Annotated in this window: 24 protein-coding genes; 22 read left to right on the top strand and 2 right to left on the bottom strand. The window is 33.0% G+C overall.

Translation table 11 applies throughout. The annotated features are described in order from the left end of the window. Positions 1-71: 71 nt before the first annotated feature. From MKX31_RS16330 to MKX31_RS16275, 12 genes are all read left to right on the top strand, one after another. Entirely contained in the window at positions 72-314 is a 243-nt protein-coding gene (locus MKX31_RS16330) for a helix-turn-helix transcriptional regulator (RefSeq protein WP_340981294.1), read from the top strand. 93 nt (positions 315-407) lie between these two features. Next, the gene (locus MKX31_RS16325) at positions 408-668 is read left to right on the top strand and encodes a group-specific protein (protein WP_340981293.1); all 261 of its coding nucleotides are present in this window, start codon (positions 408-410) and stop codon (positions 666-668) included. A 12-nt stretch (positions 669-680) separates the two neighbouring features. Continuing rightward, positions 681-830, top strand: coding sequence for a hypothetical protein (locus tag MKX31_RS16320; RefSeq protein ID WP_340981291.1), 150 nt, complete (start codon positions 681-683; stop codon positions 828-830). Positions 831-874: 44 nt separating this feature from the next. Further along, positions 875-1,051, top strand: a complete 177-nt coding sequence (locus tag MKX31_RS16315; protein ID WP_340981289.1) for a hypothetical protein — start codon at positions 875-877, stop codon at positions 1,049-1,051. A gap of 6 nt (positions 1,052-1,057) precedes the next feature. Then, entirely contained in the window at positions 1,058-1,939 is an 882-nt protein-coding gene (locus tag MKX31_RS16310; RefSeq protein WP_340981287.1) for a DnaD domain-containing protein, read from the top strand. Continuing rightward, entirely contained in the window at positions 1,881-2,744 is an 864-nt protein-coding gene (locus tag MKX31_RS16305; protein WP_340981285.1) for an ATP-binding protein, read from the top strand. The genes MKX31_RS16310 and MKX31_RS16305 overlap by 59 nt, the downstream gene beginning before the upstream one ends. Before the next feature lie 2 nt (positions 2,745-2,746). Next, positions 2,747-2,941, top strand: a complete 195-nt coding sequence (locus tag MKX31_RS16300) for a hypothetical protein (protein ID WP_340981283.1) — start codon at positions 2,747-2,749, stop codon at positions 2,939-2,941. Positions 2,942-2,957: 16 nt separating this feature from the next. After that, positions 2,958-3,236: an AbrB/MazE/SpoVT family DNA-binding domain-containing protein gene (locus MKX31_RS16295; RefSeq protein WP_340981282.1), complete on the top strand. Its 279-nt coding sequence runs from the start codon at positions 2,958-2,960 to the stop codon at positions 3,234-3,236. Beyond that, entirely contained in the window at positions 3,229-3,588 is a 360-nt protein-coding gene (locus MKX31_RS16290) for a cell division protein SepF (protein WP_340981280.1), read from the top strand. The genes MKX31_RS16295 and MKX31_RS16290 overlap by 8 nt, the downstream gene beginning before the upstream one ends. 18 nt (positions 3,589-3,606) lie before the next feature. Then, the gene (locus tag MKX31_RS16285) at positions 3,607-3,774 is read left to right on the top strand and encodes a DUF3954 domain-containing protein (protein ID WP_340981278.1); all 168 of its coding nucleotides are present in this window, start codon (positions 3,607-3,609) and stop codon (positions 3,772-3,774) included. A 24-nt stretch (positions 3,775-3,798) separates the two neighbouring features. After that, the gene (locus MKX31_RS16280) at positions 3,799-4,050 is read left to right on the top strand and encodes a helix-turn-helix domain containing protein (protein ID WP_340981276.1); all 252 of its coding nucleotides are present in this window, start codon (positions 3,799-3,801) and stop codon (positions 4,048-4,050) included. Positions 4,051-4,069: 19 nt separating this feature from the next. Next, positions 4,070-4,552 (top strand): nucleoside triphosphate pyrophosphohydrolase family protein, encoded by a 483-nt coding sequence (locus MKX31_RS16275; protein WP_340981274.1) that lies wholly within the window; start codon positions 4,070-4,072, stop codon positions 4,550-4,552. Between the two features lie 238 nt (positions 4,553-4,790). Here MKX31_RS16275 and MKX31_RS16270 read toward each other — a convergent pair whose 3' ends face one another. Then, a complete protein-coding gene (locus MKX31_RS16270) occupies positions 4,791-5,321 on the bottom strand; it encodes a GNAT family N-acetyltransferase (RefSeq protein WP_098112090.1) in 531 nt (176 codons plus the stop codon). A gap of 818 nt (positions 5,322-6,139) precedes the next feature. Between MKX31_RS16270 and MKX31_RS16265 the strand changes: the two genes are divergently transcribed. Next, complete coding sequence (locus MKX31_RS16265; RefSeq protein WP_340981271.1) at positions 6,140-6,334, top strand: hypothetical protein; 195 nt, start codon at positions 6,140-6,142, stop codon at positions 6,332-6,334. Positions 6,335-6,656: 322 nt separating this feature from the next. Here MKX31_RS16265 and MKX31_RS16260 read toward each other — a convergent pair whose 3' ends face one another. After that, complete coding sequence (locus MKX31_RS16260) at positions 6,657-6,872, bottom strand: spore germination protein (RefSeq protein WP_064470530.1); 216 nt, start codon at positions 6,870-6,872, stop codon at positions 6,657-6,659. 141 nt (positions 6,873-7,013) lie between these two features. Here MKX31_RS16260 and MKX31_RS16255 point away from each other — a divergent pair, with 141 nt between their 5' ends. The 9 genes from MKX31_RS16255 (at position 7,014) to MKX31_RS16215 (ending at position 12,956) form a co-directional block, all read left to right on the top strand. Further along, complete coding sequence (locus MKX31_RS16255; RefSeq protein WP_340981269.1) at positions 7,014-7,136, top strand: DUF3983 domain-containing protein; 123 nt, start codon at positions 7,014-7,016, stop codon at positions 7,134-7,136. Between the two features lie 115 nt (positions 7,137-7,251). Continuing rightward, the gene (locus MKX31_RS16250; RefSeq protein WP_340981267.1) at positions 7,252-7,422 is read left to right on the top strand and encodes a hypothetical protein; all 171 of its coding nucleotides are present in this window, start codon (positions 7,252-7,254) and stop codon (positions 7,420-7,422) included. Positions 7,423-7,449: 27 nt separating this feature from the next. Then, positions 7,450-7,932, top strand: coding sequence for an ArpU family phage packaging/lysis transcriptional regulator (locus MKX31_RS16245; RefSeq protein ID WP_340981265.1), 483 nt, complete (start codon positions 7,450-7,452; stop codon positions 7,930-7,932). Then, entirely contained in the window at positions 7,932-8,474 is a 543-nt protein-coding gene (locus MKX31_RS16240) for a site-specific integrase (protein ID WP_340981263.1), read from the top strand. The genes MKX31_RS16245 and MKX31_RS16240 overlap by 1 nt, the downstream gene beginning before the upstream one ends. A gap of 97 nt (positions 8,475-8,571) precedes the next feature. Further along, the gene (locus MKX31_RS16235) at positions 8,572-9,465 is read left to right on the top strand and encodes an FRG domain-containing protein (protein WP_340981262.1); all 894 of its coding nucleotides are present in this window, start codon (positions 8,572-8,574) and stop codon (positions 9,463-9,465) included. A 255-nt stretch (positions 9,466-9,720) separates the two neighbouring features. Continuing rightward, on the top strand, positions 9,721-10,770 hold the full coding sequence (locus tag MKX31_RS16230) for a hypothetical protein (RefSeq protein ID WP_340981260.1): 1,050 nt from the start codon (positions 9,721-9,723) through the stop codon (positions 10,768-10,770). A gap of 540 nt (positions 10,771-11,310) precedes the next feature. Then, the gene (locus tag MKX31_RS16225) at positions 11,311-12,123 is read left to right on the top strand and encodes a hypothetical protein (protein ID WP_222660232.1); all 813 of its coding nucleotides are present in this window, start codon (positions 11,311-11,313) and stop codon (positions 12,121-12,123) included. Positions 12,124-12,370: 247 nt separating this feature from the next. Continuing rightward, a complete protein-coding gene (locus tag MKX31_RS16220) occupies positions 12,371-12,628 on the top strand; it encodes a hydrolase (RefSeq protein WP_340981256.1) in 258 nt (85 codons plus the stop codon). Further along, positions 12,621-12,956, top strand: coding sequence for an HNH endonuclease (locus tag MKX31_RS16215; protein ID WP_340981254.1), 336 nt, complete (start codon positions 12,621-12,623; stop codon positions 12,954-12,956). The genes MKX31_RS16220 and MKX31_RS16215 overlap by 8 nt, the downstream gene beginning before the upstream one ends. Positions 12,957-12,988: the final 32 nt, after the last annotated feature.

Below are 12,988 nucleotides of genomic sequence, written 5' to 3'. Positions count from 1 at the left end.
TTTACCACAAGGTGAAATTAATTTGAATTTTTTTTGAAAAGAACTTGAAATAAACCTAAGGTTTACTTATAATGAAATCACAGGCAGCGAAGGGAGGAAATAACTTGAAGCAGTTGAAACAAAAACGATTAGAAAAAGGGATGTCTTGCCAAGACGTCGCCGATAAAGTTGGAATCACTAAAATGCACTACTGGTATATTGAAAATGAGAAAAGAACATTGAAAATAGACTTAGCAGAAAAAATTGCAATTGCTCTTGAGGAAAACCCGAAAGATCTTTTTTTTAACGATTTAAGTAAACCTAAAGTTTATTGATGGAGTAAAAGTAAACCGAATGTATAAAATGAAAAACATTAAATATCCAGTAAGTGAGTTTGTTTTTATGTAGGGAAATAGGGGGTTGTTAAAGTGATTAGCGTTCAAGTTGATGAAAAAGAAGTCAGAAAAATTTATTTAGAAAAGGTGGAGGAAAAAGTAAAAACAATTGATGCTGAACTAGTGTTTTGGGATACAAACGAATTGAAAAGAAGAACTTGTATGAGTTGGAATACAATTCAAAAAGAATTCTTCTTTGATCCGAGATTCCCGAAATTTAAAGTGGGCTCAAAGTGGTACTTTCCATCTCAAAAAGCTAAAGAGTTTCTTTTGCGATGGTTATCTGAAAGGTAAGGAGGTGATTTGATGGAGGATTCAATTTCATTATCAATCTTTACAATGGTAATAGTTTTGAGTGCATTGCTGTATTCCATCACGTATGAACCAATTAAAAAATGGGCTTGGAGTGATATAGAAGAAAATAAAAAGACCCACGGTAATGGGTCCTTTAAGTAAAACAATTTGATATAAGTATACCACGGAAAGTAGGGAAATAGTACATGGATTTAGTTGAATATCAAGTGCTATTACCTAATAAGTTCTGGGATTTAGCGATAAGAGAAGATAAATTAAAGCGAATGATTGAACAGTATTTCAAAGTTGGTTATCCGCATTATGAAATTCAACGGAATATCAAAAATGGACAAGCATATGTGGCAGTGTATACGAGGAGGTAAATGTTTATGACGAACATAGTAACTGAAATTGGTGGATTAAATTTTAAAGGTAATGTGGTAGATCATGAATGGTTTAATTACATCACTTTTAGTAATGGTAAGCCTCATATTGTAGCAATTATGGTATTGAGTGAAATTGTTTATTGGTATCGTCCTACAGTTATTCGAGATGAAAATACTAGCAAGGTTACTTATAAGAAAAAATTTAAAGCGGATAAATTACAAAAAAGTTATCAACAATTAGCTGATACTTTTGGATTCACAAAATTACAAGTGAAAAGGGCATGTGATTTATTAACGGATATGCTACTTATAAACATTGAATTCAGGAACATTAAAGCTGATGGGAAAAATTTAAATAACGTAATGTTTGTGGAACCTATCCCAACAGAAATTAAGAAAATCTCTAGTATGTATCAACCAATAAAAGAAGATGCTGGTAGCTCAGAAGTAAATAGGGTGGATACTTCTAAGTTACCACCCTCCTTACTTACAAGTAAGGACTCTTCTAACTTCAAAGTAAAGACAAATACAAAGATTACTACAAAGAGTACTACAGATAATGTAAGTAGTAGTATCTTCTCTTTCTACGAAAATAATTTTGGGATTTTAAATTCATTCATAGCCGAAAGTATTTCGCAATGGGTAAACGATACAAGCGAAGAACTTGTACAAGCAGCTATGGAACGTGCATTGAAACAGCAGAAGAAATGGAATTATGCTGAGGGCATTTTAAAAAAGTGGGTTAATAAAAATATTTGTACTTTAGCTGATGTTAATGCAGCAGAAATAGAGTTTAAAAACAAAGGTAAAAAAGGAGAGAAAAACAATGCAAGTAATCAAAAAGATAGTAGCTTCCTCAATAAATACGACTTCAAGAGACGCTAGTCAAAGATATGTATTGTCGCCTAATAGATGTACGAATGTATTTTTAGTAGGAAAAGAAAACTTTAAAGATGTTTGCAGTAAACGCATGTTGATAGATACAGAAACAAATGAGGAATTTTGTCCTCAATGTAGATCGGTAGAAAAAGAAGATCAGAAATTAGCTATAGAGACAATAGCTATAAAAAAGAAAAATGAAATCATTCATTTGTATGATGCATTTGCTGATAACAGCTTAATAAATGACAAACTCAAGAAAGCTACATTTGAAAATTATGTACCAACTAAAAAAGAATTGGCTGATGCAAAAGAAACGATTATGGATTTTGTTACTTCATTCAATAGAGAAGAACCAACAAGCATGATAATAACGGGTAATTACGGAGTAGGGAAAAGCCATTTGTGTGTGGCAGCCACTAAAGAGCTTATGAAAAAGGGTCACAGTGCAATGTTTATTCAAATGAATAAGCTATTCACAAAAATCAAATCAACCTGGAATAAAAACAGTGAAATGACAGAGGACAAGCTTATGTCTCTTCTAGCAAAAGTTGATGTCTTAATTATCGATGACTTTGGAGCGGAATTTACTGAGAAAGATAAAGAAGGCGTTACTTGGAAACAAACGAAGACAAATGAAATTGTAGACAGCCGTATAGGTAAAAGTACTTTATTCACTACTAATTTTACAATCGGTGAATTAGCAGGAATGTATGGAGAACGAGATTTTAGTCGGATGATGGAAAACGCTGAAATGTTAGAAATGCATGGGGATAATTATAGATTACGCAATTTCAAAAAGGGGGAATAACAATGTGTGCATTATGCCGTAATACAGGAATTATTCGTAAAGAAACTTATCCGGGTGTAATTCTAACGGAAGGTTGTAACTGTGAAGTAGCAAAGCAACAGCAAGCAGAGAATGATAAGCGTTGGCAAGCATGGTTAATAAAATTCGAATCAATGAAACAAGAATTAGAAAGAAACAAACAACAAAAAGCTAGTTAACAAGGGGGAGTAAGGTATGAAAAACACAGGTGTTGCAAGAAAAGTAGACGAGCTAGGGCGTGTAGTAATTCCGGTAGAGTTACGCAGAACTTTGGGGATTGCTGAAGGAACGGCACTAGACTTTCATGTTGATGGGGAAAACATCGTTTTAAGAAAACATGAAAAGTCATGCTTTGTAACGGGTGAAGTTTCCGAATCAAACATGGAATTGCTTGATGGTCGAATGTTTTTGAGCAAGGAAGGCACAAGTGAGTTACTGGAACTTCTTCAGAAGAGTGGGATGGCACATGCCTAAGCAGTTAAATATTTTCGATGTAGAGCCAGCAATTTGTGGGTTTGATGTAATGAAAGCCAATATTAAGAAAGGATCTGGGCGCAATACATACGCTGATGTACGCGTCCAAGTTCCAAAGAATGCAAAGAGTACGGATGAGTTACCACGCACAACTAAGCAAGATGATCGTTATGACATCTTTGAACAATATGTAATGGCAATTTGGAGATTCCAACGCGCTGTAGATAAGTTTTTTAGTTGGGATACAGCAGAAGAGTTATGTAAGGCAGCAAGGGATAAAAAAGAAATCGTTCCTGTAAGGATTTATTTAGGAAGTGGTTTTAAACCTGATGTTGTCGAGTACATGCGGTAGTAAAAGGGAGAGAGACATATGAAAAAAATAGAAATTGATGTTAGCATCAACAAGCTTTTAATAGTGAAGGACGGAAATGTAACAGCAGTAAATCCACCAATGAGCGGATTTGGTGAGCAAGTTGCGGTTTGGGTAAACGGTAAAGTTGACCGTGTGGATACTAAGTTTACTGAAAAGATAAAATAATTATTTTGGAAAGTAGGTTCGCTTATGAGTGTAGCAAGAAATCATGAAGCGATGAAAGAATCACGTTTGAAAATATACATTGCTTTAGAAGAAGCAAACTTCATTTGGGATGAAAGAGATGTAGTTCGTTTTCGTGAAATGTGGAATCAAGGTATGAGTTTACCAGAGATGTCAGAAGAACTAAGGAGACACCAAGCTGAGGTTGCGCTCCTTGTAATAGATCAGGCTGATAAGTATTTAATTGAAAATCGTCCAATAGGATTAGGAATTTGCTAAATAGGAAGGGGAAAACAAAATGAACGTTATGGAAAATGGTGTATTGGAAGCAACTAAATTAATTAGTGAAGCAAGAAAAGGTGAACAGGTTATAAAAGAAGCTACTGTTTTACAAATCGCAAGTATTTTATCAATCGGTGAATTAAACGATTATCAGGAAGCAACATTACGTACTTGGAATAACAAAACTGATTTTGGAGGACGTGTTTCAAATGCAGCTTTAGGACTTACAGGTGAAGCTGGTGAAGTTGCTGATATTGTTAAAAAAGCAATTTATCATGGACATGGTTTTCAACCATCGCATTGTCCAGGAGAAGAGGACGGAAATACTTATAAATTAGCCTTAGAGCTTGGAGACATTATGTATTATTTATCGATTATGGCGCACGAACTAGGATATACGTTACAAGATATTGCTGAAATGAATATCGCAAAATTAGCTAAAAGATATCCGGATGGATTTAGTCGAGAAGCAAGTCAAGCGCGTGTCGATGTAAAGTAAGTAAAAAGTCCTAGCTTAAAATGCTAGGACTTAAGGAAGTAAAGTTGTTGCAATTGTTGATTCCATATTTATGACTGTAAGGAACTTTCATAGTATAACTAATTATTTATTATAAGTATATATAAATTTTTAAAAATTCTACAAGATAGTTGTCTTAGTAGATTGCTATACAATTTGAATTTTGTATAAAAATTAAAGAAGCCTATACTTCGATATAGTATAGGCCGAGAGACTAAAATTAATCTGTTATTAATTTCGAATAGATATTTAAATCGATAAGCTTCCCAGCTGAGATTTCGCTTTTTCTTAGAGTCCCTTCAAAAGTGAATTGTAATTTTTGTAATACTTTTATGGAGTTCACATTTTCTGGTTCAACTTTTGCTTCGACACGATTTAGTTTCAGATGTGTAAAAGCATATTCTAGTAAAGCGGAGATTACTTCAGGGGCATATCCTTTGCCCCAAAATGCTTTCGAAATATCATAGCCAATCTCAGTCTTTAAATTTTCGAAATCTAAGGAATTATAACCGCATGAACCAATGATTTGATTAGATTCTTTTTCAATAATAGTAAAACGCATAGCTTTATTATTTTGAGCCAGTTCATTGAGAAAATGAATCATATCTTTCGCTTGGTTTTCATCAGTGAAATTACTTATATTCATGAATTTTGTAACGTCAGGATCAGACCATATTCTAAATAAGCTTAATGAATCTGATTCTTTCATTTGTCTTAAATGCAATCTTTGTGTGTGTAGTTCTGTAATCAATATTTTTACCTCCATTATGTTGTTGTGATAGGTAGATTAAAAATATTGATATCTGCGCATAATTCAGTCCCTTCTGGATTAGTTAACTTCCATTATATAAGAAATTACTAAATTGAACAAAAGCGTTATTTTATGACGAATAAATAAAAGAACCCGTTTGTTATAAACGGATTCTTCCCACAAGGTTTGCAAGGAATTCAAGGTAACTGGACCAGAGCAACCTGTGGAATTCCTTGTGATAATACTGTATGTAAATGAATCAAAACGGTTAATGGAAATTAAACAAAATCCTTAGTGTAAAGAAAAAGAGATAGGGTTCACAACCCCATCTCTTCCAACAAAGCTGAGTGCAATTTTGCTTCTTCACAATTTGGATTAGTACAGTAATGTATAAATGAATGTTCATCGTGTTGTATGAGAGGTTGATCACAAGATACACATGTATATGGTGAAAGAATTTTAAATACCTCCTTACAAATTATGGGTTAATTTTAACACAGTTTTATCTGGTTGAGGAGTAAGACAAAATCTTTATTTAAATAAAAAAGAGCGCTTTGTAAGGCGCTCTATGACCAAGATTCATATAGAAAAAAAGGTGAACATGATATTGTATGTATGTTTTTTATGGCTGTGCAATTTTTAAACAAAATCGTTATTTTACCTTAAATAAAAAAAGAGCACACATATAAGTGTGCTCTCAAATGAGAAAGGTAGAATGCTATGAATGGAAAGCTTCCATACAATAACATATGCTTGTCCGGTTTAAATGTGAGAAGTTTTTAATAAAAACGCTATTTTAATAGATAGGAGGATAAGTAGTGAACTTAAAGGAGTACGTCGTTTATAAAGGTGAATCATTAGTATGTCTCGGGACCATACAGGAATGCGCTCAACATATGGGCGTACTTCCTGAAACGGTTCGTTATTATACAACTCCAGCTTATCGGAGGAAGTTGGCGAAGAGGAAGAAGGCGAGAAACTATTTAACAGTTTCTGTACTTGAGGAAGATTAGTATAAAAATTTCATTTTGTCGAAAAACAGATTTATTAAATGGCTTAGGCAGACAATTTATTAAATAAACCGTCTGCCAAGTGAACGAACAATTATTTGAGCTATGAAGCCCAAGTTTAGTATGGATAGCATCATGAAAATTAATGCATGAAACAGATAAATTATTTTATAGAAAACCTTTAATTAAAAAAGAGCAGCTAATAAAAGCTAACTGTTCATTCTTAAAGAAGATTTAAATGGTTACAGCACATTAAAGATGGGTTATCTATAATATTGACGAAATATTGAATTTTATTCAGGGCGGTAGAGGTAAAAAAATAAATTTAGGCTGTTCCAACTTGGTTTTGATCTGCAACATCAGCATCAAATGTATTTGTTGCGCTAACACCGCTAAAGGTATTGACAACAAAACCAACATTTGACGCTCCTGAACCATTATAAGCTTTTGTATTTTCCTTTGGAGAGACGTTATAAAAATCACCTAAGTTGAAAGAACCGTTACTATTTTGTACAACCATGTTTCCAACAATAGATGGCATTATTTTCACCTGCTTTCTTAGGAAGTCTTTAAATTAGAATATGGTCTATGAGTCTAGATGTTCATCTGGATCTGGAAAATTTAAAATGAGGGATGTTAGAAAAACTAATAAAATAAGCGCTTTTAAAGCGAGGTTGGGAGAATGAAAGCTTTGAAGAAAAGAAAAATTAGAAAAGCAATTGTTCGTCGTGCAAAAGATGTGGAGAAATATCAAGTCAACAAAGCTTGGAGAAACATTTTTGTACAAGCTGGTATTTTAAAGTGAATGCAAACAGAATACAGTCCGGCTAGAAAACTAGAGGACACCAATTCATTAGAACAGCAATTAAAGCTGTTTTAGGAATAGGTGTCCTTTTTATTTTGAAAAGGGAGATGGGGAAATGAAGCCGTTAAAGAATCAGCTACGCGAATGGAAAAAGCAATCGAATCAAGCGAAAAAGAAAACTAGGAAAAAACGAAAAGAGAAATTAAGTACTCGTGAAATTGAGGATTTAATGGGAATACATAGACCTTGTTACGAGCGTAGACGTGGAGCTTTAAGACAAAAGTAATTTAAAAATAAAAAGGAGTGGTTTTGCATGACTAAACAATTATCTTTCTTACCGAAAATCGACAGAACAGCAACACAGAAAAAATTAGAAGGTGTTCTCGAAAGTGTACGTTTATATAGACAGTTTGGAATGATGCGTGAAGAAATGAAAGTCACTCCTTCTTATGAAATTAGATATCATGGACCTACAAATGATGTAGGAAAGCCATTAGAAGATGTAGCGATGGCTAATATTCAACAAAGTAAAAGAGAAGAGTGGATTAAGCAAACATCATTTCGTATTGCCCAGTTTCTTAGTCGTTTGGGTAATGGGCGCGCAGGAAAGGATCAAAGAGACATCATCATTAAGCGTTATTTAGAAGATGAAGATGTATGTGATTATATGGTATATAACGAAATCGGCATGAGCGAGCGTACTTATCGACGTGTTAAGGCTAGAGTATTTTATAAACTTGCATTTGCTCTTAGATTAGAAGTTTATGAAACTGAAGAAACTGGGGGTAATGAATAATGAACTTTGTTCAACCGATACGTGATCCAGAGCAAATACAGCAGCTTAAAGAGTATTTAAGAGGAAAGAATGAACGGAATTATATTTTGTTTGTAATGGGAATCAATACAGGCTTACGTATTAGTGACATTCTAAAGCTAAAGGTTGGAGATTTAAAAGGAAGTCATATATCAATGCGTGAAATGAAGACGGGTAAACAGAAACGTATTCAAATTACTGCAGCATTAAGAAGAGAATTAAAATGGTACATCGAAGATATGGAAGATCATGAGTATCTAATCAAAAGCAGGCAAGGGAAGAATCGACCAATTGGGAGAAGTATGGCATACAAAATACTTAGTAGTACAGCAGCAGAGTTTGGCTTAGACGAGATTGGAACACATACACTACGTAAAACATTCGGATACCATATGTACATGCAGACAAAGAATATAGCCTTACTAATGGAAATATTTAATCATTCAAGTCAACGAGTAACATTACGATATATAGGAGTAAACCAAGATGCAATGGACAAAGCGATGACTAGGTTTAAAATTTGATATATAATTTATTTCATAGGTATATTTTTTTAGCAAGATATAAAATAATATTAATGTGGGTGTAAATCTGATTAATTTAGCGTAAGGATGGATCTCAATGGGAGTAGGTACAATCACAGAGGTAAGAGCAAAAGAAAAAATATTAAAAAAGAAATGGTATGATATTTTAGAGGAAATTGAACTATTTAGAAGGAAATCAATGTCAAATTGGATATGGTTTAGAGGACATGGTAATGAAGAATATAAATTGGATTCAGGTTTATTTCGAGTTTCGGATAAGGGTGAAAAACTAGTATTAGGCGAATACTTAAATATTGAACAGAGATTACTAGTGAATTTTAAAAATCAATCAGCAACTTTTATTAGAGAAGATCTTATTGATTTACAATTTCATATGCAACATCATGGTTTAAAAACAAGGTTATTAGACTGGACCGATTCGTTTGGCACAGCCTTATATTTTGCTTTTGACGGTTGGGACTATGATAGTGGTAAAAACGCGTGCATATGGTTACTGGATCCATACGCCTTAAATGAATATGTTCAGGGTATTCCAGCCATTAATACTACAGATGGGTTAAGAAATATGTATAAAGAAGATGTAAAAGGTGATATTTGGGACTTAGCATCCGTTTTTGATATAAAAGGTGTAAAATATTCGTTTCCAATCTATCCATCAAAAAATAACTCAAGATTATTATCGCAAAATGGTTATTTTACAGTTCAAAGTAATAGGTTAGAAGATTTAGAAGTTGAGTTAGAAGAAGCTTGTCCGCAGTATAAAGAAAAAATATTAAAAAAAATAATCTTATCAACAGATTTAGTAGAAAATATATATGAGCATTTGACCTTAAATGGAATTAATCACTTTACCGTTTTTAATGATATTGATGGATTATGTCAGTATTTAAATAAAGAGCTTACTGAAAATGCATATAACGAAAAGTTAATGAGAATAGCTAAGTTTAGAAATTATAAATATGAAGAATAGTATAAATTTGTTGTAATTATGGCGGCCCTTGGGTCGTCTTTTTTAGTAGAGTTTTTTCCAATCTTAATAGCTTAGAGTTAGCCATTTTTAATGTACTGTGTAACTCAGAAAGGAAAGTGCTATGAAGCTATGGATATCAAGGGTTCCAGCTTTTGGCCTAGTTACACAAAATATAAGATATGGGTAATTGGTTAAAGTAATCTTTTTCTATAAATATTTTGATGATAGAATATTTATAGAAAAGAGGTGCTAAGCGTGGGGAAAAAAAGAAGATATCTAAAGAAGAGAAAGAAAGAAAAACAGAATAGAGACTTATTAGGGAAAAAAGATGAAATTGTTCCTTTACAATATGAAATACCAAAATATTTTCAGGATTTAATAGATTTACATAAAAGAAGCAAGGAACGAAATGTAATAATATGGGAGGTGAAAAGGAGAGCGCAAGAACAGTTCAAAACAGTGCAGGAGATGCAAAAAAAATTCCAAGAAGAATTCAAACCAATTAGGGAAATGCAAAAAATAATACTAGAACAGTACAAGCCAACACAGGAGATGCAAAAAAGAATGCGGGAACAATCAAAACTAATATGGGAGATACAAAAAAGAATACAAAAACAATACAAGCCATTATTTGAACTAGTAGACAAATACAAGTATATTAATTGGAATATATTGAATCAATCTGCAGAAGATGAGCTAAGGCAGATTGAGGGAATCTTAATTAAACATGAAAAAGAATATTGGTGTTTAGATATGAATGTTGTACAATTCATAATTAACGGTAATGTAACAAAAGACAATGTATCAAAGTATGTAGAAGATAATTTGGAAGCATATGTAGCAGAAATAATTCGAAATCCTATGTATGAAATTCATGTATCTTTAATAAAAGAGGCCTATGAAGCTTATAAAATAGGTTTATATAAATTGTGTATTATGCCATTATTTGCAGCATTTGAGCATGTTATTGCCTTTTGGCTAAAGGGTAACATAACAACAGAAATGATATCGATTAAGTCTAATCCTAATATAAGGAGACTTTATAAAAGGGTTAAGCCGGAAGAATATCGTGAGCTAGAGATAGAACAAATTAAAAATGTCTTTGTGGCATCAGTTCTTAGAGGTTTTCACAATATGTTTATTACAGGTTCGGATGAATTAGGAACAAACCTTAACCGTAATTCAATAGCTCATGGTTTTCATGACTATAGTACTCTTTCTAAGGTAGATGTACTTAAATTATTTCAATTACTTAAATCGGCTTTAATATTACAGTTTGTTAGTCCAAAAAAAGTGGCAGAGTAGTGACCGCTTTTTGGCAGTAAATGTGCCGGTTGTTTTGGTATTGGCGTGTTATATTTGTATTGTGAGTATTGGCGGAAAACATTGCTCATAAAATTCCTTATAACTGAAAATGGATCGTCATAACCGGTGGCGATGGTTGCAAATTGGATGAACAGTTGTTTCTTGATTCCACATTCAATTGCGATTCGCGTTGTGTAAACTGGGAAGGGCTTTTGCTCTTCTTTCAATCGCTGACTATGAGACACAGTAAAAACTACGGGAGAGTGATGTATCGTCGGCGATTGAAAGAGATGTAGAACCTCTTAACCCAACGTAATAAAATATGAAGCATACTAACACGATTCGTCTATTTGAAATACCGTTATCAATGTAAAACTGCATTTACCGTATTTATAGTAATAATATAAGATTTTGACGAAAGGGCAACTGTTGCATGGTTGTTCTTTTGTTGTAAAACTGAATATTTAAATGTTGATTCTTCAAATAATACCAATTAATATATTAATTGGTATATATATATAGAAGAGGGGTTTGATTGGATTGGCGATAATATTTAGTTTTTTTAATCAAGGCTGGGTAGGATCTTTAATAGGGATAATTGGGATATTAATTGCAATAGTAACCTATCGAAAATCTAAAATTGGCCAGAGGTTAGTTTATCAATCTAGTGCTACTAAAATAATAGGAAAGAATCAAAATACACCAGAAGAGATACAAATTTATTTTCGTGGAAGTGAAGTGCCTCGAGTAATTAAAACAAATTTGGTTATCTGGAATTCCGGAAATGAGACAATAAAGAGTAGTCATGTTACTAAAGAAGATCCGTTAAGAATACAAATTGAAGAATCAGAAAGTATTATTAGTTATCGTATTCTTAAAGAAACTCGACATACAAATAAGGTGAATTTAGTTCCAGATAAAGAAAATGTATTACTTTTTAATTTTGACTACTTGGATCCAAATGATGGAGTCAGAGTAGAGATATTACATACAGATGATAAGAACCCAGTTGTATTTAAAGGGACTGTTATAGGAATGAAACAAGATATAAAAAGTTGGAATACAGAAAGAGGAGTAAAAAAGAATAAGGGTATATTTCCTTTCATAAAAAAATCATGGGCTATCAAAATAGCACTTGGAACAACGTTTTTATCGGGATCATATTTATGTTTAATGCCGATTATATATTGGTTCTTTCCAGATGCATATCGCGAGTTAAACCATATGTTTAAGGGGAAATCTAACAATATAACACTTAGTATTTTCTTTGTATTCGGGATGATTTATATATCTGCGCCATTATATCTGCTTAGTTTAAAACGGAAAAGATTCCCCAAAAAATTAAAAGAATAGGTAGTCAATATTTCGAGATTAAGCGCTCCACATGGAGTGCTTTTTATTTTGGAATTAATAAGGCGGTGTAAGTAATGGATTCAATCAATATTATCCTAATGGTGGATTTGCTAATATTCATAAAACTACTGATCCTAAACAAGAAGCGATTAAGTGGTATGGAGAAGAAAAAGAACGATTCGACTATTGTGAGGTTTGGGACTCTGATGCTCGTGAGTATATAGATACTGATAAGGAGTGAGGATAAATGGATAGTGTTTTAAACGGTAAGATTGCTGTGCTTGGGCTTATGCCTATTGATAAGAAAGCGTACATCAATTACCTTAAGCCACATGAGAAAGTAAATAAGAAGGTTGAGGTTGATACTAATCGATTCAAATATTATAAGCTGTATGGAAAGAAGCCTATATTTTACTCTATGGAATATATTAAGCAAACACCAATAAAAGATTTATTGGAAAGAGATAAAGGTAATCAAGAACGTTGGATAAAGACAGATGAATGAATATAAAACCAAACAACAGAAGCGTAAGTTCTATGACAGTGGTGAGTGGAAGAGTATACGTGAACAAGTAAAGAAGCGAGACAACAATGAATGCCAAGAGTGTAAGCGCAATGGCAGTGTTCGTGTGGACATCAATGAATACAGTGAGAGTGCCAAGCGTAAGAAGATTCAACTTGTTGTCCATCATATAAAAGAACTGGAACATCATCCAGCACTTGCATTAGAAATAGATAACTTGGAAACAATCTGTGTGGATTGCCATAATAAAGAACACGGTAGAACATTCAAAAAGAAAATCAACAAATGGGAAAACGATGAAAAGTGGTAAAAAAGAATCGGCAATAACAATCCCCCCCTTAA

The organism is Bacillus sp. FSL M8-0063 (genome assembly GCF_038005545.1).
Lineage (GTDB): Bacteria > Bacillota > Bacilli > Bacillales > Bacillaceae_G > Bacillus_A > Bacillus_A wiedmannii.
The sequence above is the reverse complement of the archived record's forward strand: the minus strand, read 5'-3'. Positions and strand labels throughout refer to the sequence as shown.